At 50.9% G+C, this 25,888-nt stretch carries 25 protein-coding genes and 2 rRNA genes; 12 read left to right on the top strand and 15 right to left on the bottom strand.

The window, feature by feature from the left end; translation table 11 throughout:
- Positions 1-13: 13 nt before the first annotated feature.
- The 3 genes from G604_RS0108530 to G604_RS0108520 all read right to left on the bottom strand — a co-directional run bounded on the left by G604_RS0108530 (position 14) and on the right by G604_RS0108520 (position 3,195).
- A complete protein-coding gene (locus G604_RS0108530) occupies positions 14-442 on the bottom strand; it encodes a Fur family transcriptional regulator (RefSeq protein ID WP_028910194.1) in 429 nt (142 codons plus the stop codon).
- Positions 443-648: 206 nt separating this feature from the next.
- Entirely contained in the window at positions 649-2,217 is a 1,569-nt protein-coding gene (locus tag G604_RS0108525) for an OmpP1/FadL family transporter (RefSeq protein ID WP_028910193.1), read from the bottom strand.
- A 36-nt stretch (positions 2,218-2,253) separates the two neighbouring features.
- Positions 2,254-3,195 carry a hypothetical protein gene (locus G604_RS0108520; RefSeq protein WP_028910192.1) on the bottom strand — a complete coding sequence of 314 codons (942 nt, stop codon included), beginning with the start codon at positions 3,193-3,195 and terminating at the stop codon, positions 2,254-2,256.
- 130 nt (positions 3,196-3,325) lie between these two features.
- Here G604_RS0108520 and prmA point away from each other — a divergent pair, with 130 nt between their 5' ends.
- Together prmA and mutY are read left to right on the top strand one after the other, a co-directional pair.
- On the top strand, positions 3,326-4,189 hold the full coding sequence (gene prmA / locus G604_RS0108515; protein WP_028910191.1) for a 50S ribosomal protein L11 methyltransferase: 864 nt from the start codon (positions 3,326-3,328) through the stop codon (positions 4,187-4,189).
- A gap of 3 nt (positions 4,190-4,192) precedes the next feature.
- Complete coding sequence (gene mutY, locus G604_RS0108510) at positions 4,193-5,194, top strand: A/G-specific adenine glycosylase (protein WP_028910190.1); 1,002 nt, start codon at positions 4,193-4,195, stop codon at positions 5,192-5,194.
- Between the two features lie 56 nt (positions 5,195-5,250).
- On the opposite strand, the gene G604_RS0108505 is transcribed toward mutY, so the two are convergent.
- Positions 5,251-5,442 carry a hypothetical protein gene (locus tag G604_RS0108505; protein ID WP_028910189.1) on the bottom strand — a complete coding sequence of 64 codons (192 nt, stop codon included), beginning with the start codon at positions 5,440-5,442 and terminating at the stop codon, positions 5,251-5,253.
- 349 nt (positions 5,443-5,791) lie between these two features.
- Positions 5,792-6,124, bottom strand: a complete 333-nt coding sequence (locus G604_RS0108495) for a DUF488 domain-containing protein (RefSeq protein WP_028910188.1) — start codon at positions 6,122-6,124, stop codon at positions 5,792-5,794.
- A 183-nt stretch (positions 6,125-6,307) separates the two neighbouring features.
- On the opposite strand from G604_RS0108495, the gene G604_RS0108490 reads away from it, so the two are divergent.
- The 4 genes from G604_RS0108490 (at position 6,308) to G604_RS0108475 (ending at position 11,645) form a co-directional block, all read left to right on the top strand.
- Complete coding sequence (locus tag G604_RS0108490) at positions 6,308-6,976, top strand: Crp/Fnr family transcriptional regulator (RefSeq protein ID WP_028910187.1); 669 nt, start codon at positions 6,308-6,310, stop codon at positions 6,974-6,976.
- Positions 6,977-7,006: 30 nt separating this feature from the next.
- A complete protein-coding gene (locus tag G604_RS0108485; protein WP_028910186.1) occupies positions 7,007-8,461 on the top strand; it encodes an SLC13 family permease in 1,455 nt (484 codons plus the stop codon).
- A gap of 135 nt (positions 8,462-8,596) precedes the next feature.
- Entirely contained in the window at positions 8,597-9,844 is a 1,248-nt protein-coding gene (locus G604_RS0108480; RefSeq protein WP_028910185.1) for a phosphoglycerate kinase, read from the top strand.
- 106 nt (positions 9,845-9,950) lie between these two features.
- On the top strand, positions 9,951-11,645 hold the full coding sequence (locus tag G604_RS0108475; protein ID WP_028910184.1) for a putative transporter: 1,695 nt from the start codon (positions 9,951-9,953) through the stop codon (positions 11,643-11,645).
- Between the two features lie 414 nt (positions 11,646-12,059).
- On the opposite strand, the gene G604_RS0108465 is transcribed toward G604_RS0108475, so the two are convergent.
- From G604_RS0108465 to dnaB, 7 genes are all read right to left on the bottom strand, one after another.
- A complete protein-coding gene (locus tag G604_RS0108465; RefSeq protein ID WP_410524369.1) occupies positions 12,060-12,710 on the bottom strand; it encodes a hypothetical protein in 651 nt (216 codons plus the stop codon).
- Between the two features lie 57 nt (positions 12,711-12,767).
- Positions 12,768-13,829: a 3-isopropylmalate dehydrogenase gene (gene leuB, locus G604_RS0108460; protein ID WP_028910182.1), complete on the bottom strand. Its 1,062-nt coding sequence runs from the start codon at positions 13,827-13,829 to the stop codon at positions 12,768-12,770.
- A 62-nt stretch (positions 13,830-13,891) separates the two neighbouring features.
- Positions 13,892-15,472 (bottom strand): alpha-isopropylmalate synthase regulatory domain-containing protein, encoded by a 1,581-nt coding sequence (locus G604_RS0108455; RefSeq protein ID WP_028910181.1) that lies wholly within the window; start codon positions 15,470-15,472, stop codon positions 13,892-13,894.
- 5 nt (positions 15,473-15,477) lie between these two features.
- Positions 15,478-16,068 carry a 3-isopropylmalate dehydratase small subunit gene (gene leuD / locus G604_RS0108450; RefSeq protein WP_028910180.1) on the bottom strand — a complete coding sequence of 197 codons (591 nt, stop codon included), beginning with the start codon at positions 16,066-16,068 and terminating at the stop codon, positions 15,478-15,480.
- A gap of 11 nt (positions 16,069-16,079) precedes the next feature.
- Positions 16,080-17,471 carry a 3-isopropylmalate dehydratase large subunit gene (leuC, locus tag G604_RS0108445; RefSeq protein WP_028910179.1) on the bottom strand — a complete coding sequence of 464 codons (1,392 nt, stop codon included), beginning with the start codon at positions 17,469-17,471 and terminating at the stop codon, positions 16,080-16,082.
- Positions 17,472-17,488: 17 nt separating this feature from the next.
- Positions 17,489-18,991, bottom strand: coding sequence for a 2-isopropylmalate synthase (locus tag G604_RS0108440; RefSeq protein ID WP_028910178.1), 1,503 nt, complete (start codon positions 18,989-18,991; stop codon positions 17,489-17,491).
- A 227-nt stretch (positions 18,992-19,218) separates the two neighbouring features.
- Positions 19,219-20,736, bottom strand: a complete 1,518-nt coding sequence (dnaB, locus tag G604_RS0108430; protein ID WP_028910177.1) for a replicative DNA helicase — start codon at positions 20,734-20,736, stop codon at positions 19,219-19,221.
- A gap of 106 nt (positions 20,737-20,842) precedes the next feature.
- Here dnaB and ispE point away from each other — a divergent pair, with 106 nt between their 5' ends.
- The 6 genes from ispE to G604_RS0108395 all read left to right on the top strand — a co-directional run bounded on the left by ispE (position 20,843) and on the right by G604_RS0108395 (position 24,798).
- Positions 20,843-21,688 (top strand): 4-(cytidine 5'-diphospho)-2-C-methyl-D-erythritol kinase, encoded by an 846-nt coding sequence (gene ispE / locus G604_RS0108425; RefSeq protein WP_028910176.1) that lies wholly within the window; start codon positions 20,843-20,845, stop codon positions 21,686-21,688.
- 1 nt (position 21,689) lies between these two features.
- Positions 21,690-22,199, top strand: coding sequence for an NUDIX hydrolase (locus tag G604_RS0108420; RefSeq protein ID WP_155941898.1), 510 nt, complete (start codon positions 21,690-21,692; stop codon positions 22,197-22,199).
- Between the two features lie 258 nt (positions 22,200-22,457).
- A complete protein-coding gene (locus tag G604_RS14800) occupies positions 22,458-23,018 on the top strand; it encodes a porin family protein (RefSeq protein WP_081657719.1) in 561 nt (186 codons plus the stop codon).
- Between the two features lie 218 nt (positions 23,019-23,236).
- On the top strand, positions 23,237-23,380 hold the full coding sequence (locus G604_RS15250; RefSeq protein WP_155941897.1) for a hypothetical protein: 144 nt from the start codon (positions 23,237-23,239) through the stop codon (positions 23,378-23,380).
- On the top strand, positions 23,377-23,886 hold the full coding sequence (locus tag G604_RS0108400) for a DUF6169 family protein (protein WP_028910174.1): 510 nt from the start codon (positions 23,377-23,379) through the stop codon (positions 23,884-23,886). The genes G604_RS15250 and G604_RS0108400 overlap by 4 nt, the downstream gene beginning before the upstream one ends.
- 63 nt (positions 23,887-23,949) lie before the next feature.
- Positions 23,950-24,798, top strand: coding sequence for a patatin family protein (locus G604_RS0108395; RefSeq protein WP_028910173.1), 849 nt, complete (start codon positions 23,950-23,952; stop codon positions 24,796-24,798).
- A 143-nt stretch (positions 24,799-24,941) separates the two neighbouring features.
- Here G604_RS0108395 and G604_RS0108390 read toward each other — a convergent pair whose 3' ends face one another.
- From G604_RS0108390 to G604_RS0108380, 3 genes are all read right to left on the bottom strand, one after another.
- On the bottom strand, positions 24,942-25,529 hold the full coding sequence (locus G604_RS0108390; protein WP_028910172.1) for a DUF3256 family protein: 588 nt from the start codon (positions 25,527-25,529) through the stop codon (positions 24,942-24,944).
- A gap of 104 nt (positions 25,530-25,633) precedes the next feature.
- Positions 25,634-25,746 (bottom strand): 5S ribosomal RNA (gene rrf / locus G604_RS0108385).
- A 54-nt stretch (positions 25,747-25,800) separates the two neighbouring features.
- Positions 25,801-25,888 (bottom strand): 23S ribosomal RNA (locus G604_RS0108380); the annotation flags it as partial.

Raw genomic sequence — 25,888 nt, 5'->3', positions numbered from 1 at the left:
TTGTATAGTGTAACTAGTTGTTCGCTTTTTTCGCCATGCAGTCCTTGCAGATACCCTTATAGTAAAGCTGCTCCTCATCGACCATATTACCGTCAATGAGTTTCGGACGCTTCAGACTCGGGGCATTCTCATCAAAGAGGTCATAGACCTTACCACACTCCTTACAGAAGAAATGGACATGGGGAGTAATATTCCCGTCGTAGCACACACGATGGTCATCGATGGTGATCATCTGTGCTACCTTCTTCTCCGAGAAGAGGCGCAGCGTATTGTAAACGGTAGCCCTGCTGAGCGTGGGAATCTCGGGGACGAGAGCTTGATAAACATCCTCTACAGTAGGATGAATGGGATGGGTCAGCAGATACTCCATGATGGAGAGGCGCTGAACGGAGGGACGCAACCCTATACGCTCAAGGCGCTCAATAGCTTCGTTACTTTTCATTCGTTTCCTGATCTAAACTAATAATTTGTTTTATTTTGCAAAGATACCATATTTTTGTAAACATTCCAAATCTTTCGTCGCTTTTTTTCAAAAAAAAAATCCCCGACGGCAATTCTCGTTGTCGTCGGGGACTTTTCACATCCGCTTGTAGGTGGCCACCATGTTGTGGCCACGCAACGGATTCATTCGCAAATGATGGGATCCGATCAGAACCGGTAACCCAGCGTCAGCAGCACTTGATTGCGCTTGAAACTGACCTTGGAGCCCGTTGCGATATTGTTGTTCGCAGCCTCCTTGTCACCATCATAACTCATGAAAGGATAGAAGTCACCATCCGTCTGAGCATACTGATAAGCGAGGTCAACGGAGAAATTCTGATGCGTATAGCCCAGACCACAGGTCAGGCGGTTCGTAGCCTTCCAGTTGGTATAGTCGGCACTCGTGGCATAACCGACACCGGGCGACTGGATACTCTGATCACGGAAGCCACTTTCCTTAAACTGCGGGGATACATAGTTGTAACCGATACGAACGGAGAAATCCTGTACAGGCTTAAACTCCATACCCAACTTCAACGTGTGAACTCCCTTAAGGACGGCATCGGCATTGTCGTTCATCACGTCATCACTCTCACTGGAGTCGTAGGTCTCACCATACCAGCCGACATAGGTACCGTTGTTGATGCGGTTGTCGACTGCGCTGTAGTCGGAATACTCATAGGTGAAACCGAGGGCCAGGACCTGATCGATGGTATGACCGAGACTGACACCGAACTTCCAAGGGGTATAGACCTTGAAGTCGTAATCGCAGTGATCACCATAATCACCCACGTTAGAGCCCAGCAATGTTACATCTGTGGTACCCTTCATCGTCAGATCATAGAATACCGGCGTATTAACATACAGTCCGATACGGAACGGAGACTCCTCGAAAGGACGGAAGATGGCACCGAACTTCACGTCATAGCCCGTTCCGTCAATCTTCAAGGTCTCCCGGTTCTCACTAAAGGTGCTGTTTTCCAAATCCTCTGTATAATACTTGTTGCTGCGGTAGTTGACATCATGAATACCGAAGGTCAAACCGAGGTAGACGCGGTCGTGGATATTGCCACTGATGTTGAAGTCGTACTCACCGATATAACCCTTCTGATACTGGCCGAACATATAGTTTGTACCATTCAAATAGTCCAGGCTTGTCGTTCCGGTCGTAGCATCTGTATTCTTGGCCAACAAGGAAGCATAGGAATTATCAAGGCCTGACCAAGCCATACTCCCCTGCTGAGCCAATCCACCGTCATATTTGATAGCAGTGAGCTTGTTCAATGACGCATAGCTCAGGCTGTTGGCAGCCGTAAGGATCTGGTCGAAGTTACGACTCTTATGGTAGTTGAAGCCGAGGTTGAGGAAGGAGTTACGTCCCGTGCGCTGCGACCATACGAAACCGACCTGGTCAAAACTGGCATTCGTCTTGTTACCATTGATAGAGGCCATCTCACCGAGATTATTGTAGATTCTCGTGTTCTCCCCCGACTGAGCCACGAGGCCGCCGGAGAGGGAGACCTGAGAGCGACGGAAGAGACCGATACCGGCCGGGTTCGTCGACATCGTGGAGATATCGGCACCAAGGGCTTCCATGGCACCACCCATACCGACATAACGTGCTGTACCGTTGAGTTCATTCTCGATGAGCTTCGTGTCCTGGTAAGTCTCCTGTGCGGCTACCGGTGCTGCACAGAGCAGAGCAGCCGACATGATCAAAGCATATTTCGTTTTCATTTTGCTGATAGTTTTTTTCGTACACCTTATTGTATATTATCTGTGGCCACCACCGAAATGACCGCCACCGAAACTGCCGCCACCGGTATGGCCGCCACCGAAGCCGCCACCGCCGGAGAAGCCGCCGCCGGCATTGCCGCCGCTGAAACCGCCACCATAGGAACGGGCACCAAAGCTGCTGTTACTCGTCGTGGTGTTATTGTTATACGTACGGTTGCCGAAGGAGCGGTTGCTGTTGCTGTAGCGCGTATAGGTATTGTCCTGACTACTATATCTGCTGCCATTGCGGTAACTGCCATAGGTCCGTCCGGAGTTCCACGTACGCTGGCCTGTATATCCGCCTGAGTTTGCTCCGCCATAGTTCACGACAAAGCCGCCGCCCCAATAGGGACGATACCACGGATCATACCAGCCACCGTAGCCCCAATAGTACGGGCCGTAGCCATACCCCCAATACCACGGATCGTACCAGCCGCCGTAGCTGTAATACCACGGATCATACCAGCCGTCATAGCCCCAGTACCAAGGATCGTTATACCATCCCCAGCGCCAGGCGTACGGTCCCCAATAATAGCGGGAAGCGAACCACGGATCGTAGTAACCGTCCCAGTAGCCCATACGGCGCGTATAGGTATAGTCGTTATCCTCGTTGTAACTGCGGAGGTATTTCTCGAGGATGTCATTGGCCGTATAACTCGTGTCAGCGGCGACACCCTTGCCGAGGTCGAACATCACGACATCATTGCCCAGAGAATCCTTCATGATCTTCTGGACACTGCTCATCGGACGGCCATAACGGTTATATTCGTCCACGTCGCGCATCTTACCGGTTGCGTACACCGGCTCGGGCTCGTAAGAACCTTTCGCCACGTCCTTTGCCTTCGAGGTCTTGAAGACATAAAGATCGTCGTCCTGGGCCATGACATTGGTCAATGGCAGGGCTGCCAAGAGGACTGACAGTAAAACTATCTTTTTCATATCTCAAGTATTTTTCTTTTTCTAGGTGCAAATATAGTACCTTTTTCAATGCAAATTTACAGAAAAACCCTAAACCATGATAGGTTTTTCCCTATTTTTTTTAATTTTGCAACATAAAAAAATTAAAAAGATGAAATACTACATTGTAAAGTTCCATTTCAACGGTAATCCCGACCAGTGCCAGATCGTCAAGGACCTCCTCGCTGACAGCGTGGCAGCCGACGGTTTCGAGTCGTTTGAGGATACCGCCGACGGCATGAACGGATATGTACAACAGGAGCTGTTCGACGAGACGGCCCTGCGGCAGTCCATCGACGAGAACGGTCTCGACGGCGTCACGGTGACCTATGAGGTCAGTGAGGCTCCCGACGAGGACTGGAACGCCACCTGGGAGGAGGCCGGTTTCGCCCCCATCGTCGTCGACGACACCGTGGTGATCTACGATGCCCGTCATCCCGAGAGCTATCCGGCTCCCGAGGGCGATCATATCGCCCTCGGCATCGAGGCCCGTCAAGCCTTTGGCACGGGAACCCATGAGACGACGCAGATGATCATCGCTACCCTCCTCCATGAGAATCTTGAAGACAAGCGCGTTCTCGACTGCGGCTGTGGCACGGGGATCCTCGGTATCGCTGCCGCGAAGTTCGGCGCCAAGGAAGTCGTAGGATATGACATCGACGAATGGAGCGTGGAGAACGCAAAGCATAATGCCGAACTCAACGGCGTGAAGAATATGGAGATCTACCATGGTACAGCCTCCGTGCTCAACCATGTCTGCGGCCTCTTCGATATCGTTCTGGCAAATATCAACCGCAATGTCCTTCTCCAGGACATGAAGGCTTTCAAGGATGTGCTGGCGCCCGACGGACAGATCATCCTCAGTGGTTTCTATGAGGAGGACATCCCGCTGCTGGAGGCGGAAGGACTGAAGCTCGGCCTTCATGTTGTCGATCAGAAAGCCCGCGGCGACTGGCGCTGCATCATATTATCATAATTCATGGATCAAAATTCTTTCACACCAATACTCTTGCGGTGGTTCGACGCCAACGGACGGGACCTGCCATGGCGCCACCGTCATGACGCCTATGCCATCTGGCTCAGCGAGATCATCCTCCAACAGACACGCGTCGTCCAAGGTACTGCCTACTGGCAACGCATGCTCGCCACATGGCCTACTGTTGACGACCTTGCCGCCGCCACGGAGGATGAGGTGCTGAAACAATGGCAGGGACTTGGCTACTACTCCCGTGCCCGTAACCTCCATACGGCAGCCAGGCAGATTGTCGCCCTCGGACATTTCCCCGATACCTATGACGAGATCAGAAAGTTGAAGGGTGTCGGCGACTATACCGCCGCCGCCATCGCCAGTTTTGCCTATGGCATCCCCGTAGCTGCCGTTGACGGCAATGCCTACCGCGTACTCAGTCGCATCGAAGGTATCGACACGCCCATCAACAGTACAGAGGGCAAAAAACTCTTTAAGGAAATCGCGCAAAATCTTGTACCCCAGGACCGTCCCGATGATTTCAACCAGGCGATGATGGACCTCGGAGCCACCATCTGCACGCCCCGTGATCCTCATTGCGACGAGTGTCCGTTCGTAGAACAGTGTGTGGCGAGACGGGAGGGACGTGTCGCCGACCTACCTGTGAAGAACAAGACGGTAACAGTGAAGGAACGGTGGATGACGTATATTATAATAAGGTGTAAAGGATATGTTGCCTTGCACCAGCGTGGCAAGGGCGATATCTGGCAAGGCCTATGGGAGCCGTTCCTTTTGGAAGGTAAAAAGATCAAACTACCCAACTGGAAAGGAGTATGGACAAAAACACACGAACAAGTGAAACACGTGTTGACCCATCGCATCCTTTGGGCCGACAGCTATGTCATTGACATGGAAGAGCGCCCTTCTCTTCCTAATGATTACATTTGGATTCGGGAAGATCAAATCAAGGACTATGCCATTCCACGTCTGGTGGAAATCCTCTGGCATCCGTAGGGACATGATTCATCATGATCCGCTGTAGGGACATGATTCATCATGATCCGCCCTGATCACAACGATTCCAATACCGTCCGGGCTACTTCCGCCGGTGTATTGAACGGCATGCCCATTTCCAAATCAGTGTCTGATAGTACAGAAAGCATGTCACGCGCTGTCTTCTCATCGCAAAGGGGCTCACCCGCTTCATCGCGGGCAGCAAGGATTTCTTGGAGGATAGCCTCCCGGTATTCGTCTACTGTCATCTTACAAATAGGATTGATAAAATTTTTATGCAAATTTATTAAAAAAATTCGGAACTTCCAATTTCTTTTGCTATATTTGCAACAAGAAAACTAAACAACAACCTTTTAAAACAATAGGAGGATAAACTATGAAACGGAAACCGAAAATGCATGACGAGGATCTCTTCGATCTCGACAATGTCTACAACGATGACGAGCGCTACACCCTCAGCGAGGAAGAATACTCCGCACAGATAGAACTGTAGGGACATGATTTATCATGGTCCGCATGTAGGGACATGATTTATCATGATCCGCCACCAATGTGGGTGCGTGGCCGCAACATGGCGGCCACCTACTCATTTCCGAGTCACACCAATCCTTTCAACACCACGGCATTGTTATGTTCTTCGTCTTTAGCCGCGAAAAGAAGCGTCACAACGGGATGTCCGGAGAGGGCAGCACGGAACTTCTGTAATCCACCCGAGTCCTTAAGCTCCCTGCGATAACGCTCGGCAAACTCGGGGAATTTCTCCGAGTCGTGGGCAAACCATTTCCGTAACTCATTGCTCGGCGCGACTTCTTTCAGCCACAGATCCACATGGGCATCAACCTTCTTGATGCCACGCGGCCACAACCGGTCGACGAGGATACGGAAGCCATCGTCGGCGGCTGCAGGTAAATAAACTCGCTTAATACGAATACTCATTGTTATACGTTCGTTAGAGAGGAGCATGATGAATCATGTCCCTACATGGTGCAAATATACAACGTATTCTATGACAATGTAATAACAAATGTGACCGTAAGGCGTTAAACTCCGTTAATTCTTTGTTTTTCCCGAAAAAAGACGTAATTTTGTAGTGTTTTTAATCAACACATCAATATGGAAGACAAAACAATCGAAATACTCAGCCAATGTCCCCTTTTCGCCGATATGTCTAAACCGGAGATAGAATTGACACTCATGGGCGCCAAGTCTCGAATCGTGGAATACAATCGTAATGACATCTATGCCTTGGCGGGGATGCCTTGTCGGTATGCCGACATCATCCTCGACGGTATCCTTGTATGCCGTATGTCGTCACTCTCGGGAAAGCAAGTAGAAGTGAGTCGGCTGCGTCCCGGCAACATGATTGCACCTGCTTTTATCTTTTCCAAAGACCACTCGCTGCCCGTAAGTGTAGAGACGGCGACGAAAGCCCGCATATTCCGTCTCTCTGTTGATACGATGAAAAGCCTCATCGACGACAACGAGCAACTACGTACGAACTTCCTCAGGATGCTCTCCAACATCGATGTCTTCCTGACACAGAAGTTGCGCTTCCTGAGCCTGCTCACCGTCCGTGAGAAAGTGGCCCACCTCCTCCTCGAACGTGCACGGGAACAGAAGAGCATGCACATCACCCTCTATCGCTCACGCCAGGAGATTGCCGACAGCTTCGGCATTCAGAAATACTCTCTCATGCGTGTCATCGCCGATTTCGAGAAATCCGGTGCCATCGCCGTTAACGGCAAGGATATCACCATCCTCGACAAAGGGAAAATGCTGTAGACTTAAGGCTATAAAAATCTAAACAATACTATTATGGGAACCGTAAAAAAAGTACTTCACGGCGACTTCAACAAGCGGAAAGCATTCCTCTTCCTGATTACCGCCATCGTCACTCTCATCGTGTGGAACCTCCCCGCTGATGTCTTCGGCATCGCCGGCCTTACCGTCATCCAGCAGCGCGTCATCGCCATCTTCGTCATGGCCGTCATGCTCTGGCTTACGGAAGCTATACCGGCATGGGCAACCTCCGTGGGCATCATCTTCGTACTCCTCTTCTTCGTCTCCTCCTCGGCCTTCAACTTCATGCAGGGTGAGGGCGCATCGGGGCAGCTGCTCGACTACCAAGGCGTTATGGCCTGCTTCGCAGACCCGACGATCATCCTCTTCCTCGGCGGTTTCATCATCGCCATCGCCGCCACGAAATCAGGCCTCGACGCCGTCATGGCCAAGGCCCTCATCACGCCCTTCGGCAACAAGAGTGAGTCCGTCCTCCTGGGCTTCATGCTCATCACGGGAATCTTCTCGATGTTCATCTCCAACACCGCTACGGCGGCCATGATGCTCACCTTCCTCACGCCCGTCTTCAAGGCCCTTCCTGCCAACGGCAAGGGACGCATCGCCCTGACCATGGCCATCCCTATCGGAGCGAACCTCGGTGGCATGGGCACGCCCATCGGCACGCCGCCGAACGCCTTCGCCTTCAAGACCCTCAACGACCTCGGCATGGGGGTCTCCTTCGGACAGTGGGCGCTGATCATGGCTCCGATGGTCATCATCATGCTCTTCATCGCCTGGTTCATCGTCAAGAAACTCTTCCCCTTCTCACAGAAAACGATAGAGATCAAGATCGAGACCCACACCGAGTGGAACTGGCGCACATGGGTCGTCGCCATCACCTTCCTCGTGACCATCATCCTCTGGATCTGTGGTAAATATATCGGTGTCAACGCCAACACCACCGCCATGCTCCCTATCGCCGTCTTCGCCGTCACGGGTGTCATCACGGCGGAAGACCTGAAGGACATCGACTGGGGCGTGATCTGGATGGTCGCCGGCGGCTTCGCCCTCGGACTGGCCATGAACGGTACGGGCCTCGCAGAGACAGCCGTGAAAAGCATTCCCTTCGCCTCCTGGAATCCACTTGTCATCCTCATCGTCAGCGGACTGATCTGCTACCTGTTGTCCAACTTCATCAGTAACACGGCAACGGCAGCTCTCCTCATCCCGATCCTCACCGTCGTCTGTCAGGGCATGGGTGACTCCCTGCTGCCCATCGGTGGCACACCGACCGTGCTCATCGGCATCGCCGTCGCCGCCAGCTGTGCTATGACGCTCCCCATCTCCACACCGCCAAACGCCATCGCCTACTCCACCGGACTCATCCAGCAGAAAGACATGTCAAAGGCCGGGCTACTCGTGGGACTGGTCAGCATGGTCATCGGATATGCCATCCTCATCACATTCTGCAAACTCGGTGTGCTATAACGCCCTTTTTCTTTCAAAAATAATACCCGTTGCGAAAAAAACTGACTGCAAGTGATGGTTATCTAAAAGAAAATTGTTAATTTTGCAGATGGATAAAAAAGAAAATCTTTAAACTCAACTATAACGTAAAAAGAAATGAAAATCGAAGATTTCAACTTTGCCGGTCATAAGGCAATTGTACGTGTGGACTTCAATGTCCCCTTGGATGAGAATGGTCATGTCACTGACGAGACACGTATCCGCGGTGCTCTGCCCACGCTGAAGAAGGTCCTCAGCGATGGTGGTGCCCTGATCATGATGAGCCACATGGGCAAGCCGAAAGGCAAGGTCAACATGAAGCTGTCTCTCTCTCAGATCGTTCCCAATGTCAGCAAGGCTCTGGGCGTCGACGTCAAGTTCGCCAAGGACTGCGCTAATGCTGACGCTGAGGCTGCCGCGCTGAAGCCCGGTGAGGCTCTGTTGCTGGAGAACCTCCGCTTCTATCCTGAGGAGGAAGGCAAGCCGGTAGGTGTCGAGAAAGGCACGCCCGAGTATGATGCTGCCAAGGCCGAGATGAAGGACCGTCAGAAGAAGTTTGCTCAGAAGCTCGCTTCCTACGCTGACGTTTATGTCATGGACGCTTTCGGTACCGCTCACCGCAAGCATGCTTCTACGGCTGTCATCGATGAGTTCTTCGACAAAGACCACAAGATGCTCGGCTACCTCATGGAGAAAGAGGTAAAGGCTGTTGACAACGTGCTCAACAACATCAAGCGCCCCTTCACCGCTATCATGGGTGGTAGCAAGGTTTCCACGAAGATCGGTATCATCGAGAACCTGCTCACAAAGGTTGACAACCTCATCCTCTGCGGTGGTATGACCTATACCTTCGCCAAGGCTCAGGGCGGTAAGATCGGTAAGTCCATCTGCGAGGATGACAAGCTCGATGTCGCTCTCGACGTGCTGAAGAAGGCTAAGGAGAACCACGTGAACCTCGTCCTCGGCACTGACTCTATCATCGCTGATGACTTCAGCAATGACGCAAACACAAAGGTGGCTCCTTCCAATGACATCCCCGACGGATGGGAGGGTATGGACGCTGGTCCTGACACACGTAAGGCCTTTGCTGACGCTATCAAGGGCAGCAAGACGATCCTGTGGAACGGTCCCGCCGGTGTCTTCGAGTTCGACAACTTCACCGGTGGCTCCAAGGCTATCGCAGAGGCTATCGCAGAGGCTACGAAGGAAGGTGCCTTCTCTCTCATCGGTGGTGGTGACTCCGTGGCTTGCATCAACAAGTTCGGCCTCGCTGACCAGGTAAGCTATATCTCTACGGGTGGTGGTGCTCTCCTCGAGGCTATCGAGGGTAAAGTCCTCCCGGGTGTAGCTGCTATCGAGAAGTAATTCTTCTAAACATATAAGAAAGGGGTGAGGCTTGCGTTTCACCCCTTTTTATTCTTTCCAACCCCTAGAGAGAACAAACAATAATTTACCGTATTATCAACTTTTCATGGATTGGTTAATTAATCTATTCACCTCCCAGGACTCCGTGGCGCATATCGCACTGCTCTATTCCGTGGTCATCGCCATGGGTGTCTACCTGGGAAAGATCAAGATCGGCGGTATCTCACTCGGCGTCACCTTCGTGCTCTTCGCGGGCATCCTCGCCGGTAACTTCGGATTCACCGCCCCGAACAATATCCTGTCATTTATCCAGGACTTCGGCTTGATTCTTTTCGTCTTCTGTATCGGTCTGCAGGTCGGACCGGGTTTCTTCGAGAGTTTCAAGAAGGGCGGCGTAACGCTGAACCTATTGTCGACACTGATGATCCTGCTCAACATCGGCGTGATGTTCGCGTGCTACTTCATCTTCTTCGACACGAAGAATCCCGTCAATCTCCCGATGATGGTCGGTACCCTCTATGGTGCCGTAACGAATACCCCGGGTCTCGGCGCCGCCAATGAGGCCCTGACTTCTGTTTGGCATCATGGCGCCATTCCGCAGATCGCCAATGGTTATGCCTGCGCCTATCCGCTCGGCGTCCTCGGTATCATCGGCGCCACTATCGCCATTCGTTACATCTGCCGCATCAACCTCGATGACGAGGAGCAGGAACTCAATGCCGCAGAGGCTGAGGATCCCCATGCCAAGCCACACGTGATGTATCTGAAAGTTTCCAACAGCTACATCGCCGGCCGTACCCTCCAGGAGATCTCCAACTTCCTCAATCGTGACATCGTCTGCACACGTATCATGCACGACGGTCATCTGCTCGTTCCGAAGCGTGACACCGTCCTGACCTTGGGCGACGAGATCATGGTCGTCAGCGCTGATGCTGATGCCGAGGCCGTGAAGGCCTTCATCGGTCCGGAGATCCAGGTAGAATGGAACGAGGACAAGGAGCCACAGCCGATGATTTCCCGTCGTATCCTCGTCACCAAGCCGTCAATGAACGGTAAGGTGCTCGGTAAGATGCACTTCTCCAGTGTCTACGGCGTGAACATCACGCGTATCACCCGTCAGGGCATCGAGCTCTTTGCTTCCCGTAATCACACCTTCCAGGTCGGTGACCGTGTGATGGTCGTCGGTCCTGAGGAGAATGTCAACCGCGTCGCCGAGATGATGGGTAACTCCACACGCCGTCTGAACGCGCCGAACATCGCCACCATCTTCATCGGTATCATGATCGGTATTCTCTTCGGTTCTTTCCCCATCGCCGTTCCTGGCATGCCGGTGCCGTTGAAGCTCGGTCTCGCCGGTGGTCCGTTGATCATCGCCATCCTCATCGGTCGCTATGGCTACAAGTTCCACCTCGTGACCTATACGACGACATCCGCTAACATGATGCTCCGTGAGGTGGGCCTCGTGCTCTTCCTCGCCAGCGTGGGTATCAAAGCAGGTTCTAGTTTCTGGGCTACCGTCGTTGCCGGTGACGGACCGATGTATATCTTCACCGGTTTCCTCATCACCATCATCCCTATCCTCATCGTAGGAACGATCGCCAGACTGAAATACCACTTCAACTACTTTACGATCATGGGTATGCTCGCCGGTACCTGTACCGACCCTCCAGCCCTCGCCTATGCCAATGAGGTCTGTTCGAAGGAAGCACCGGCTCTGGGCTACTCCACCGTTTATCCGTTGAGTATGTTCCTCCGCATCTTCACCGCGCAGCTCATCGTGCTCTTCTGTTGTGGGGCATAGGGACATGATTGATCATGATCCGCCAAAAACATAAAAACGCCGCCGGGAATCACTTCCCGGCGGCGTCATTTTTTAAAAGAACCTTATGGTTCCGACATTTTCTACTCTAGTGATGGACCTTAAGCGCAGGTATAGCCACGACCATTGAGGAGGGCCTCACCGTACTTGTCCATAGCGTCACGATAAGCCGCTACGACTTTCTTAAACGCTTCAATCATGTTCTTAATCATTTTCATCTTTTTACCCTTTCTTACTTTAATGGAGCCCCGATTTGGATTGTGTGTGTTTAAGGACTCCTGGTTACTACTAGTGTTTGTTATCCTTGATTGACGTTGCAAAGATACGGCCATTTTTTCATACTATCAAGGAAAGAGGGCTACAAAGTGATGAAAATGAGCGAATTCTTGACCGAGGTCAATTTTTCAGCAGTTTCAACCGCCGACGATAAGACACCAGGATGCCATCGGCGACGCCATGCTGACGGGCCAGCCGAAGGTCTTTCTCCACCGCATTCCTGTCTCCAAGTTTCAGCAGCAGATCCATGCGGTTGAGGAGATAATCGGTCTGTGTGGTGTCCTTACGGAAGGCCTCCCCATAATCGTAAGCAGCCAGTTCCGTCATACCCCTCTCCTGCTCCATACCGGCACGGGCAGCATAGGCACTGGCACTGTCGGGATATTGCTCTATGAGACTGTTGATGCCGTCATAAGCCTCCGTGAGGTGTTTGTCCTTCTCGTTGAGAAGGGCCAGTCCGAGCTGCGCCTGATAGTTGCCGGGCACGAGAACAAGGAGATTCTGATAGTCCAACCGGGCGAAATGCAGACGGTTGAGCTTCTCGTTGACATAAGCACGGTAGTACAGTCCGGCAATACTCGTGGGCTGCAACATAAGTACCTTATCGAGGTCATCCTTGGCATATTGCCATTGCTCCAAACGGATATTCCAGCCTACTTTCTTCAAACGAAGGTCAATGGAGTCGGGATGATACGCCAAAATGTCAGTAGCCTTCGCTAAACTATCACGCAGACTACTGACATTCTGACCTTCGGCCTGCAGCCCCAACAAGAGACAGCAGGCTATCAGGATAGTGATTTTCTTCAAAATTTATGATTTTTGAGGATTTTATGCCTTTTCAATATAGTCGACTATCCAAGCGCCGACTTCAGTTGTGCCATAGTGCTTGCCGCCCTCAACCTGGATCTCAGGAGTACGGACATCGGCATCGAGGCTGGCGTCAACGGCCTTACGGATGAGGGCGCCCTCTTCCTTCAGACCGAAATGCTCGAGGAGCATGGCGGCAGAGAGAATCTGCGCGATCGGGTTGGCGAGATTCTTCCCGGCGGCCTGAGGCCATGAACCATGAACAGGCTCGAAGAGCGGTGTGTGCTCGCCGAGAGAAGCTGAAGGCTGAAGTCCCATGGATCCCGTGATACAACTCGTCTCGTCGGTAAGGATATCACCGAATGTGTTCTCCGTAACGATGACATCGAAGAAGCGGGGCTCGGTGAGTACGCGCATGGAAGCGTTGTCAATAAACATATAATCGGTGGTCACCTCAGGATACTGCGGCTCCATCTCCTTGGCGATCTGACGCCACAGACGGCTGCTGGCCAGCACATTGGCCTTATCGACGACGGTGAGGTGCTTGTTACGCTTCATGGCGAACTCGAAAGCGACCTTCAAGATGCGCTCGATCTCCGGACGGCTGTAGATATCGGTATCGTAGGCCTTATCATTGTCCTGGTATTTCTCACCGAAATACATACCTCCCGTCAACTCACGGATGACGACGAAGTCGGCCCCCTTGATGAGCTCATCCTTCAACGGACTCTTATGGAGCAGACAGTCGAAGGTAGCGACAGGACGGACATTAGCGAAGAGGCCAAGCTTCTTACGCATGGCCAGCAGGCCTTGCTCCGGACGAACCTTGGCCGTAGGATCATTGTCGAAACGGGGATCACCGACAGCAGCGAAAAGAACGGCATCGGCATCCATACAGGTCTTGAAAGTCTCCTCGGGGAAAGGATCACCGACGGCATCAATGGCATGAGCACCGGCAAGGGCCTCCTTGTAAGAGAACTGATGGTTGAACTTCTTGGCAATGGCTTCGAGTACGGCCACACCCTGTTTCATAATCTCCGGTCCGATTCCATCTCCGGGAAGGACTGCAATATTCAAATTCATATCTGTTGTTTTTTTGATTACTTTTATTAATTTCCGTTGGGAGGTCCTTGTGGCCTTCCTCTTTAAAACACGACGTTGCGGGGGGATACACGCTCCGGTTCCCGCGGCTGCTCGATAATGTTCAGCATCTTCAGCGTCGCCTTGATAGCAGCCTCCGTCTGATCGGCATCGAGACCACGCGTACGGATCAAGCTGCCATCGTCACGGCGCCATGTGATGACCGTCTGTACGAGGGCATCGGTATGACCACCCGGCGGGATACTCACAGCATAGTTGTCAAGCAACGGGAACGTACGGTGGAGTTTCTCCTTATAGATCTTGCGTAAGGCCTTTACAAAGGCATCATACTGACCGTCACCCGTGGAGTCGGCCTCATATTCCTTACCTTTGATATTCACCTTCAGGCTGGCCAATGGCCGCAGACCATAAGAGGTGGATACCATGTAACTCACGAGTTTCACCTCATCTTCAGGGGCGTTATGCTTCAGTACATCACTGACAATATACGGCAGATCATCAGGGGTGACAAGCTCCTTACGGTCACCTAACTCTGTGATACGCTTCGTCACGGCTTTCGTCTGCTCCTTCGTCAGTTCCAGACCAAATTCCTTGAGGTTCTTGATGATATTCGCCTTACCGGAATTCTTGCCCAAGGCATACTCTCGATGACGACCGAAGCGCTCAGGCTTGAGGTCGTTGCTGTAGAGGTTACCCTTATTGTCACCATCGGCATGGACGCCTGCAACCTGCGTGAAGACATAGTCTCCGATAACCGGCGTATTCGGGGCTACAGCAATACCACTGTAGCCCTCCACGAGATGGGAGACATCAACAAGGGTCGTCTCATCGATATTCGTCTGGATATGGAGCATGTCATGCAGCATCACCTGAACACTCGACAACGGGGCATTACCACAACGCTCACCAAGACCGTTGACAGTGACGTGGAGCCCGGAGGCTCCGGCCTGTGCGGCAGCGAGGGAGTCGGCGACAGCCATGTCATAGTCATTATGTCCGTGGAAGTCGAAACGGCAGGAGGGATAACGCGTCACCATCTGACCGATATAATCGGCTACCTGCATAGGGTTGAGGACACCAAGGGTGTCGGGGAGCAGGAAACGCTCGATAGGCTCGTCCTTCAATCCGTCCATCATCTGCCAGACATACTCCGGGGAATCTTTCATTCCTCCGGACCAGTCCTCAAGATAAAGGTTCACACGCATGCCCACTTTCTGGGCGTAGGCGATAACCTCTCGGATATCGTGGATATGCTCGGCAGGAGTTTTCTTCAATTGCTGGGAGCAATGGCGCAGCGAGCCTTTGGCAAGGAGATTGATGCACTGACATCCACACTCCCGGATCCAATCGACAGACTTCATTCCATCTACGAATCCCAACACTTCCACACGGGAAAGCATGCCATCGGACTCTGCAGACTTACAGATCATACGGACAGCATCTTTCTCACCTTCAGAGACACGCGCCGATGCCACTTCAATGCGGTCGACACCAACATCATGAAGGAGCATACGTGCTATCATCAGTTTCTCATGCGGAAGAAAAGAGACACCGTTGGTCTGTTCACCGTCACGGAGGGTACAATCCATGATCTCTACCCTGCGGACATTATCATTGTTTGTCATAAAATTTATTTGTTTTTAGCTTCCCACGCCTCCACCTTATCACGGTTTTGTACGAGGAAGTCGACATCATCGAGGCCATTCTCGAGACAGTGCTTCTTATAGCCGTTGATCTCGAAATGCTCGCTGTGTCCCGTGGCCAGATTCGTCACGGTCTGGTTCGGCAGGTCTACCCGTACCTGCGTCTTATGATCTTTGTCGATAGAGTCGAAAAGTTCCTTCAGGAACCCCTCGGAAACGACAACGGGAAGGACGAAGTTGTTCAACTCGTTGTTCTTGTGGATATCAGCAAAGAAAGAACTGATAACCACACGGAAGCCATAACCGGCGATGGCCCAGGCAGCATGCTCACGGGAGGAGCCACTGCCGAAATTTTTACCGGCTACAAGAATGCAACCGCTGTAACTGGGATCATTGAGAACGAAGTCTTTCTTCAGACTGCCGTCCTTATTATATCTCCAGTCACGGAAGAGGTTTTCGCCGAAGCCTTCCTTATCTGTTGCTTTCAGGAAGCGGGCGGGTATGATCTGGTCTGTATCTACATTCTCCAACGGGAGAGGGATACAGGATGAAGTAATGACATCAAATTTCTGTTTCATTTTCGAAAGAATTAAAGTGTTCTCGGATCAGTGATTTTACCGGTGATGGCAGCAGCGGCAGCCACGAGCGGGCTGGCAAGGATCGTACGGCTGCCGGGACCCTGACGGCCCTCGAAGTTACGGTTACTTGTTGAGACACTGTACTTGCCTGCGGGAATCTTATCATCATTCATAGCCAAACAGGCGGAGCAACCCGGCTGACGAATCTGGAATCCTGCTGCTTCAAGGATCTTGTCGAGCCCCTCCTCACGGATCTGTTTGTCAACAGCCCAGGAACCGGGTACGAGCCAAGCCGTGACACCGTCAGCCTTATGATGTCCTTTCACCACAGAGGCAAAAGCACGGAAGTCCTCTATACGACCATTCGTACAGGCACCGAGGAATACATAGTCAATGGGATGTCCAAGAAGTTTCTCTCCAGGTTCAAAACCCATATAATTGAGAGCTTTCTTGAAAGAGGCCTGCTCTGTCTCGTCGATCTCGTCGAGCGTGGGGACCGTGCCGTCGATAGCGATACCCATACCTGGATTCGTACCATAAGTGATACGCGGCGCGATATCCTTGGCGTCAAAGACGAGCTCCTTGTCGAAGACAGCGTCATCACCGCTCTTCAGCATACGCCAATAAGCCACGGCCTTATCCCAGTCTGCGCCCTTAGGAGCATACTCACGACCCTTGAGATAAGCGAAGGTCGTCTCATCAGGAGCGACGAAACCTCCACGGGCACCCATCTCGATAGACAGGTTGCAGAGCGTAAGACGCCCCTCCATACTCATGTCGCGAATGACCTGACCACCATACTCCACGAAATAACCCGTGGCACCACTCGTCGTGAGCTGACTCATGAGATACAGGGCTACATCCTTTGCCGTCACGCCGGGTGCGAGCTTGCCCTCCACACGGATACGCATGGATTTCGGCTTCTGCTGCAGGATACACTGGGAAGCCATCACCATCTCCACCTCAGAAGTACCAATACCGAAGGCAACTGCGCCGACAGCACCGTGAGTGGACGTATGAGAATCGCCACAGACAATCGTCATGCCCGGAAGGCTCAGACCTTTCTCCGGTCCGACGACATGGATAATACCATTATCCTTCGTGTTCATCTTAAACTCCGTCAGGCCAAAATCCTCACAGTTCTTGTCAAGGGTCTCAAGCTGCTTACGGCTCACAGGATCCTCTACAGGCTTGTCCTGGTCGTGCGTCGGCGTGTTATGGTCGGGCATACAAAAGATCTGTTTCGGACGGAAACATTTCAGGCCACGCTGACGCATGCCGGCGAAAGCCTGCGGGGAGGTCACCTCATGGCAATAAAGACGGTCGATATAGAGTTGCGTAGGACCGTCATCAACGATCTGTACGACATGCTTATCCCAAATCTTGTCGAATAATGTGTTCATAATGTTTAATATGGTTGTTACTTGATTCTGAATTTATTGATACAGTCGATATAGGCTTCCACGGAAGCGGTGACAATATCGGTATTGGCACCGAAGCCATAGTAGATATGTCCGTCATACTCTACCTGCATGTGAACCTTACCGACATCATCGGAGCCTTTGTCAATGGCCTGGATAGTGAACTCCTTCAACGTCATCTGCTTACGGATAATACGCTTCAGTGCTTTAATGGCGGCATCCACAGGACCATTACCGGAAGAGCTCTCCTCGAACTTCTGACCACTGATATCGAGGCCGATAGAGGCCACACTCTTTACACCCTTGCCCGTGGTGACTTGGAGATAGTCGAGCTTCACGGCATGCGCCTCGGCCTGGTCGGCACCGGCAAGAACGAGGATATCGGCATCCGTGACCTCTTTCTTCTTATCGGCGAGTTGCAGGAATTTCTGATAGAGCTTATCGAGCTTGTCCTCATCATCGATATCGACACCATTGACATGGAGACGGTATTTCAAGGCGGCACGACCGCTGCGGGCCGTCAGCACGATATGATTATCATCATAACCAACATCCTTCGGATCAATAATCTCGTAGGTCTGCACATTCTTCAAGACGCCATCCTGATGGATACCACTGGAATGGGCAAAGGCATTACGGCCGACAATGGCCTTGTTCGGCTGAACAGGCATGTTCATCAAAGAACTGACCATTCTACTGATAGGCGCTATCTTGCGGGTATTGATATTTGTATCAATGCCGATACCCTTATGGCATTTCAGGATCATGGCGATCTCCTCCAAGGCCGTGTTGCCGGCACGCTCACCGATACCATTGACGGTGACTTCTACCTGACGGGCTCCGTTAAGGACACCCTCCAGCGTGTTTGCCGTAGCCATTCCAAGGTCGTTATGGCAGTGGGTAGAAATCGTCGCCTTCTCGATGCCATCGACATGCTCCATAAGATACTTGATCTTCGCGCCATACTCACTCGGCAAACAATAACCGGTAGTATCCGGAATATTGACCACTGTTGCACCAGCCTTGATGACAGCTTCGACGACACGGGCAAGATATTCGTTGTCCGTACGACCGGCATCCTCGGCATAGAATTCCACATCCTCAACGTACTTCTTGGCATACTTCACAGCAGCCACGGCACGCTCGAGAATCTCCTCTCGGTTGGAGTGGAACTTATACTTGATATGGGAATCAGAGGTACCGATACCGGTATGGATACGCTTGTGCTTGGCATATTTCAAAGCATCGGCTGCACAGTCAATATCTTTTTCCACGGCACGCGTTAGAGCGCAGATCGTAGGCCATGTGACCGCCTTGGAGATTTCTATCACTGAATTGAAGTCACCGGGTGAAGAGATGGGGAATCCGGCCTCAATGACATCGACACCCAGCAGTTCCAGCTCTTTTGCTACCTGAATCTTCTCTACTGTGTTTAACTGACAGCCTGGAACCTGTTCTCCGTCCCGGAGCGTCGTGTCAAAAATAAATAATCTGTCACTCATATTGTTACTCTTAAAAGTTACTCAAGTGCAAAATTACATAATTATGCCGACACTCACAAATAATTTATAACTTTTTTGTTCAAAGTGATATTAATTCCGCATTTTTCACGTTTCAGCATGAATAACAATTTACTTTTCTGAAAGGGTATATATATAATAAGGTGTAAAATATGCATCCGCATGTAGGTGGCCGCCATATTGCGGCCACGCAACGTTTATTCGGAATATCAGAACGGCACCGAATCACTGGGCGGCGGCAGCGGCGCTCCGTCCTGGCCGTTGATCTTGCTGCCCAAAATCTCACCACCATCGGACATCGGGGCAATCTGCACGTCCTCGGGGTTCTGGAAACGTGTGAACTCGCCCTTGAAGTTCAACAACACATCTCCCGTGGCACCCTTACGGTGCTTGGCGATGATAATCTGTGCCATACCATGGAGGTCATGGCCCTTTCCATCATCATAGATATGATAATATTCCGGACGGTGAACGAAGAGTACCATATCGGCATCCTGCTCAATAGCTCCGGACTCACGGAGATCGGAGAGCTGCGGCCGTTTTCCCTCGAGGCCTTCACGGTTCTCCACCGTACGGTTCAACTGTGAAAGGGCGAGGATGGGGATGTTCAACTCCTTCGCAAGACCTTTCAGCGAACGGGAGATCGTCGACACCTCCTCCTGACGGGAGCCGAAGCGCATGCCGTTGGCATTCATCAACTGTAGGTAGTCAATCATAATAATTTTTACACCCTGCTCACGGACGAGGCGTCGTGCCTTCGTGCGCAACTCAAAGACGGAGAGGCCCGGCGTGTCGTCGATATACATCGGGGCCTGTTCAAGATTGCGGAGGTTGGCATCGAGACGTTTCCATGCGTCACCGTCGAGTTGTCCACTAAGGATGTCATGACCGCTGATACTACATACATTGGAGATGACACGGTTGACGAGCTGAACGTTGTTCATCTCAAGAGAGAAGAAGGCGATGGGGATATGGTGATCGACGGCGATATTCTTCGCGATACTCAAGGCAAAAGAGGTCTTACCCATGGCCGGACGTCCGGCAATGATGACAAGGTCGGAAGCCTGCCAGCCACTCGTGATATCATCAAGAGCCGTGAAACCACTCGGGATACCCGTGAGTTCACCGGCATGAGAGGAAGCACGCTGCATGATCTCCGTAGCTTCTTTGAGGACCGGAGCTATCTGCGTGTAGTCCTGCTTCATGTTCTTCTGAGAGATTTCAAAGAGGGCGCCCTCAGCTTTCTGCATGAGTTCCTCCACATCCACGCGGGGATCGAAGGCACCCGTCTCCACCTTACTGGCGAAACTGATGAGTTGTCGCAGAAGATATTTCTGTTGCAGGATACGGGCATGGTACTCGATGTTGGCACTACTGGCGACACGCTGAGAGAGATCGATAAGATAGGCGGCACCACCGACTTTATCAAGTGTACCCTCTTTCGTGAGCTCCTCGGAGACCGTGACAATATCCGTAGGCCGCTGCTCCAGGTTCATCGTCTGAATGGCCTGGTAGAGCATTTGGTTCTTCGGATCATAGAAAGTCTCGGGAGTGAGGATCTCAGAGACGACAGAGAACGCCTCGGAGTCGACGAGGAGACCACCGAGGACGACTTGCTCGACATCAAGGGCCTGAGGAGGTACATGTCCGTAGGTGTTATCGACGGGTGTCGCCGGACGTTCCCGCCGACGATTGTCATTGTTGTTGGAGAAATTATTGTCTGCCATAGATAGATGAAAAATTGTATGCAAAATTAGCAAATATTTTCGGGAAAACGAAGTTACGTGGAAATATTTTTTTACCTTTGCAGAAAGAGAACTAAATATTACGACTATGATCACATTTCCTTGTGCCAAGATCAACCTTGGTTTGAATATCGTGGGCGAGCGCGCTGATGGCTATCATCATATTGAGACCGTCTTCTACCCTATCCCGCTCTATGACGCCCTGGAGATCAAATATATGGACGAGAAATTCCCGTCGGACAGTCCCTGTGACCTGAAGGTAACGGGGAACGCCATCGACTGCGACGAGAAAGATAACCTCGTCATACGGGCCTATAACCTCCTCGCTGCCGACTACGAGTTGCCGCGTGTACACGCACATCTCGTCAAACGGATTCCCTCACAAGCTGGTCTCGGCGGTGGCAGCAGTGACGGCGCCTTTATGATCCGCCTCCTCGATGAGCGCTTCCGTCTCGATCTCGGCAACGCTGAGATGGAGCGCTATGCCGCCAAGCTTGGAGCCGACTGTGCCTTTTTTATCTCTGCCGAGCCAAGCTATGCCACAGGAATCGGAGAAATCCTTGAACCGGCCGACGGTCCGCGCGGAAACCTCCACGGCTATTACCTCTCTCTCGTTAAACCTCCCGTGGCTGTGAATACTGCCGAGGCATATAAACAGATCCAATGCCGCCAACCGGAGAAATGTTGTCGGGATATTGTCCGTCAGCCGATCAGTACATGGAAAGACGAACTGGTCAACGATTTCGAAGAGCCCGTCTTCAACCAGCATCCGGAACTGCGTGATATCAAGGCCCATCTCTATGAGCTCGGCGCCGATTACGCGGCCATGAGCGGCAGTGGCAGCACGCTCTTCGCCTTGAGCCGCAAAGAGCCCAACGAACGTGTTTTGAAAAACATGTATCCTAATTATTTCGTGAAAGTTCTGAAACTGTAATATCATGCGTGATAATCCTCAAGAGCTGTTCCCGGAAGTTGACGAGAACGGCAATATCCTTGGTGCCGTCAGCCGTGGTCATGCCCATGACGGCAGCAAGATCCTCCACCCCGTAGTACACCTCCATGTCTTCAACAGCCAGGGAGAGCTCTATCTCCAGCATCGTCCGGCATGGAAGGATATTCAACCCGACAAATGGGACACCGCTGTCGGCGGTCATGTCGATCTCGGTGAGAGTGTCGACCAGGCTCTCAAACGCGAAGTCCGGGAGGAGCTCGGCATCACAGACTTCTCGCCCGTTGCCATGGGCCATTATGTCTTCGAGAGCCAACGGGAGCGTGAGCTGGTCTATGTACATCGTTGTGTTTACGACGGTCCCGTTCGTCCGAGCCATGACGAGCTTGCCGGTGGCAGCTTCTGGTCGCCTGCCGAGATCACCGAAAATCTAGGCAAAGGCGTCCTCACGCCTAATTTCGAGAATGAATACCGCAAATTTTTCATGAACAAATAACACACATTTAAAACAATACTTTTAAAAGATGAGAACTAACACATTAATCTTATGGATGGCCTTGTCAATGACAGGTCTCCATGCCTCTGCGCAACAAAAAACACACACTTTCTCCATCACGCCGAAAGCAGGTATCACCGTCAACAGTTTCTCGGGAGATATGCCGGTAACCATCTTTTTTGCGAAGATGGGGAACACCTCCGGTAGTGACACAGAGATCCATTCCTATGATCCTAACGACGCCATTTTGTCAGAGAAATCTTCACCGATGATAAGGCGAGCGTTGGATTCACGATCGGCGCAGAGGGACAGTATCAGTTCAACCACATCCTAGGCCTCTCTGTAGGCGCCCTGTACGAGCAAATCGGGTGTCACTACAATACGAAAGGCTTCCAGGCTCCCATCGCGAAGAACAGTGGCTACACCCTCCATGTCGATGAAGACCTGAGCATGAAACTCGGATATATCGCCGTCCCCGTCCTCGCCAATGTCTATCTCTGGCGTGGTCTCGCCGTCAAGGCGGGTCTACAACCCGAATTCCTAGTCCATAAGAAAGTTAATGGTTCTTACAACATCGTCAACGAGGCATCCTCCGGGGCGGTAGAAATGTCCGGACAGCCTGTATCTCCCGACTATATCGAATCTTTCAACCTCTCCCTGCCTGTAGGGGTCAGTTATGAATACCACAACTTCATCGCTGACGTACGCTATAACATCGGACTGATGGATATGCTAAAAGACAGTGGCACCCGTTATACCAGCGGGTCCGTCTACAACCGTACCCTCACCGTTACCCTGGGATATAAGATCAATCTGTAACCTGTATAATTCATAGGGTATAGCCTTTATGGTGGACGTAGGTTAGGTATCTTTCTGACAATGAGTAGGTGGCCGCCATGTTGCGGCCATCTACAAAAGGATCTGTGAATTATACAGGTTAGGGATAATGATTTCTTCCACCTTTCAAAGAAAAACGGTGAAAAATTTGTTTTTCTAAAAAGAAAAGACTATTTTTGTAAAAAATAAAACTGAATCATATGACTGACAAACAGAAAGCGTATGCTTGGTTGAAACTAGCCAAGCAGAACAAACAGAGAGCCATCGACAGAATGACAAAACTGATGGTTGAAGAATACGAAAAAGAGCATGGCGAAAAGCCAAAATATATTGAAGCTCTATGAGACTGGACACTGAAAAAATAAACGAACATGCTCCCTATCCGGTTCAATCTTTACCCGACGAAAGTTGGGTGAAGTTTAAGACGGATTATAATGTTATCTATTATGCCGGTTTCGATAGAGATGATCTTTCTTTACCTGATACATTTGTTTACCAATTTTCTATTATCAATGGTAACAATAAAAAATCTCCAAACGATAAGAAAGTAAGAGGAACGATTATCGCTATTCTTGAGAACTTCTTTAGACAGAATAATGAGGTAATGCTCTATATCTGTGAAACTGGGGACGGTAAACAAGCAATGCGTAATCGGTTGTTTGGTTATTGGTTTAATCATTATAAAAGAGGATGGAAACTTGTTATGATGTCCGCAACTCTCTATGATGAAGATGGTATAGAAAATGATACTGCCATTATTCTCCGGCAAGATCATCCGAAATTATCTGAAATTATAAAGAAATTTACTGATACAGTGCAAACGCTTAGAGATAAGCCAACAAACGAATAATGGCAGAGATTGGACACAATTATATTCCAATAAAATGTCATTAACAAAAGGATCAAACCATTTATGAAGAAAGGACTTGTATTGGAAGGTGGTGCACTGCGCAGCCTCTTCTCTGCCGGTGTCATCGACGTGATGATGGAGAATGGCATCGACTACGACGGACTTGTCGGCGTCTCCGCCGGTGCCGCTTTCGGCTGTAACTATAAAAGTCGGCAACCGGGACGTGTCATCCGTTACAACAAACGGTTTGCGAAAGACTGGCGCTACTGCAGCTTCCGGTCTCTCCTCCTGACCGGTGATCTCTTTGGTGGCGACTATGACTATCATCGGCTGCCGGAAGAGTTTGATCCTTTTGATCAAGAAACGTTCGAACAAAATCCTATGAACTTCTATGCGGTGTGCACGGATCTCGTGACAGGTAAGGCCATTTATAAAAAGCTCACGACCTGTGACTATAATTGTTATGAATGGATTCGAGCCTCCGCCTCCATGCCTGTGGCCGCCAAGATTGTAAAGGTAGAAGGTCACAAAGTCCTCGATGGCGGTATCACGGACTCTATACCCTTGAAATTCATGGAAAAGGAAGGCTATGACAAGAATGTCGTTGTCCTCACCCAACCTCTGGGTTACGTCAAGAAGCCTAATCCCTTGATGCCACTGTTCCGTCTTCAGCTCCACCGCTATCCGAAATTCATCGAGGCCTCTGCCCATCGTCATGAGATGTACAACGGTCAGACGGCCTATGTCCGTCAACAGGAGCTTGCCGGAAGAGCCTTTGTCATCCGTCCACAACATATTCTTCCCATCCATCATCTCACCCATGATCCACAACTCATGCAACAAGTCTATGAGGAAGGCCGAAAAGTAATGGAAGAACAGATGGATGATCTGAAGAAATACTTAAAAGCATAAAAAAAAGGAGATTGGCTGTCTCACGACTACCAATCTCCAAAAAATTAACCTTAATAATCTAATACCATGAAAAACACATTGCAAATGTAGGAATTTATTTCCATACCAGCAAATGTTTTCTTGAATTTCTTCTAATTTTAATATTATTTAAAGCTTTTACCATCCCAAATGAGCTTCTGCGGTCTTAAAATAACGTTCAGAGCCTCTCTGTCTGCCTGATTCATCATCGGAAGAGAAACATGGAAGATCAGCTCCGGACTAGAGACAGAAAACTCCGCCCATACCATCCGTGGCTCGATCATCTTGCGCAACTCAGCATATCGTTCCTCCGACATGGTATCCGGACGCTGAAGGAAATAACAATCCCAGGAAGGAGCAACGACCGCCGGCGTGATCACACTCTCTTTTGCCGGACCGGCAATGGTGAGGATCGAATAGATCACAGAATCCTTTCCCGACGGAAGACTCTTCATGGCAAACTCTGAAGACGGACTCAGCGTGACATGGAGATAGTCATTCGTCAATGAGTCTAGTACGGAATGTTCACCCAAAAGATTCTTCACGTCCGCCTTCACCTTCATGTCATAAAGATCAAGACACTCCAAGCGAAGGTTCTTATCCAAATAAGGAAAGATGGAATCAGGCAAAGACACCCATGCCTGACGAACAGAACGGGCAGACACCGACAATGCCGCCAGAAGCAGCAATAAAGATAAAGTATATTTTCTCATGTGAATCACATTTCTATAGCAGGCCACCATTGACCTACTGTCAAGATAACGAAAAAGCCTCGGAGATATTGCTATCTTCGAGGCTTTTCTTGAGTTTAAAGAAAAGAGGGCAGCTACCTACTCTCCCGCATTGCATTGCAGTACCATCGGCGCAAGCGGGCTTAACTTCTCTGTTCGGAATGGGAAGAGGTGGGACACCGCCGCAATAACCACCCAAAGGGGGTTGACGTATCTTGACAAGCAAAACTCAACAGTTGAAAGTATAACCCTTCAGCGGAAAGTGTTCGGGCAATTAGTAATGCTCGGCTTTGGCATCGCTGCCTTTACACCTGCATCCTATCTACGTCATCGTCTTTGAC

The sequence above is a fragment of the Prevotella sp. AGR2160 genome (assembly GCF_000424185.1).
Taxonomy (GTDB): domain Bacteria; phylum Bacteroidota; class Bacteroidia; order Bacteroidales; family Bacteroidaceae; genus Prevotella.
The sequence above is the reverse complement of the archived record's forward strand: the minus strand, read 5'-3'. Positions and strand labels throughout refer to the sequence as shown.

Bases quoted from the DNA above. Each gene is read 5' to 3' on its own strand.
- G604_RS0108455 (WP_028910181.1), bottom strand. From the start codon at position 15,472: ATGACAAACAATGATAATGTCCGCAGGGTAGAGATCATGGATTGTACC.
- G604_RS0108525 (WP_028910193.1), bottom strand. From the start codon at position 2,217: ATGAAAACGAAATATGCTTTGATCATGTCGGCTGCTCTGCTCTGTGCA.
- G604_RS0108400 (WP_028910174.1), top strand. From the start codon at position 23,377: ATGAGACTGGACACTGAAAAAATAAACGAACATGCTCCCTATCCGGTT.
- G604_RS15250 (WP_155941897.1), top strand. From the start codon at position 23,237: ATGACTGACAAACAGAAAGCGTATGCTTGGTTGAAACTAGCCAAGCAG.
- G604_RS0108475 (WP_028910184.1), top strand. From the start codon at position 9,951: ATGGATTGGTTAATTAATCTATTCACCTCCCAGGACTCCGTGGCGCAT.
- leuC (WP_028910179.1), bottom strand. From the start codon at position 17,471: ATGAACACATTATTCGACAAGATTTGGGATAAGCATGTCGTACAGATC.
- G604_RS0108390 (WP_028910172.1), bottom strand. From the start codon at position 25,529: ATGAGAAAATATACTTTATCTTTATTGCTGCTTCTGGCGGCATTGTCG.
- leuB (WP_028910182.1), bottom strand. From the start codon at position 13,829: ATGAATTTGAATATTGCAGTCCTTCCCGGAGATGGAATCGGACCGGAG.
- G604_RS0108395 (WP_028910173.1), top strand. From the start codon at position 23,950: ATGAAGAAAGGACTTGTATTGGAAGGTGGTGCACTGCGCAGCCTCTTC.
- G604_RS0108440 (WP_028910178.1), bottom strand. From the start codon at position 18,991: ATGAGTGACAGATTATTTATTTTTGACACGACGCTCCGGGACGGAGAA.
- leuD (WP_028910180.1), bottom strand. From the start codon at position 16,068: ATGAAACAGAAATTTGATGTCATTACTTCATCCTGTATCCCTCTCCCG.
- mutY (WP_028910190.1), top strand. From the start codon at position 4,193: ATGGATCAAAATTCTTTCACACCAATACTCTTGCGGTGGTTCGACGCC.
- dnaB (WP_028910177.1), bottom strand. From the start codon at position 20,736: ATGGCAGACAATAATTTCTCCAACAACAATGACAATCGTCGGCGGGAA.
- G604_RS0108490 (WP_028910187.1), top strand. From the start codon at position 6,308: ATGGAAGACAAAACAATCGAAATACTCAGCCAATGTCCCCTTTTCGCC.
- prmA (WP_028910191.1), top strand. From the start codon at position 3,326: ATGAAATACTACATTGTAAAGTTCCATTTCAACGGTAATCCCGACCAG.
- G604_RS0108480 (WP_028910185.1), top strand. From the start codon at position 8,597: ATGAAAATCGAAGATTTCAACTTTGCCGGTCATAAGGCAATTGTACGT.
- G604_RS0108520 (WP_028910192.1), bottom strand. From the start codon at position 3,195: ATGAAAAAGATAGTTTTACTGTCAGTCCTCTTGGCAGCCCTGCCATTG.
- ispE (WP_028910176.1), top strand. From the start codon at position 20,843: ATGATCACATTTCCTTGTGCCAAGATCAACCTTGGTTTGAATATCGTG.
- G604_RS0108530 (WP_028910194.1), bottom strand. From the start codon at position 442: ATGAAAAGTAACGAAGCTATTGAGCGCCTTGAGCGTATAGGGTTGCGT.
- G604_RS0108505 (WP_028910189.1), bottom strand. From the start codon at position 5,442: ATGACAGTAGACGAATACCGGGAGGCTATCCTCCAAGAAATCCTTGCT.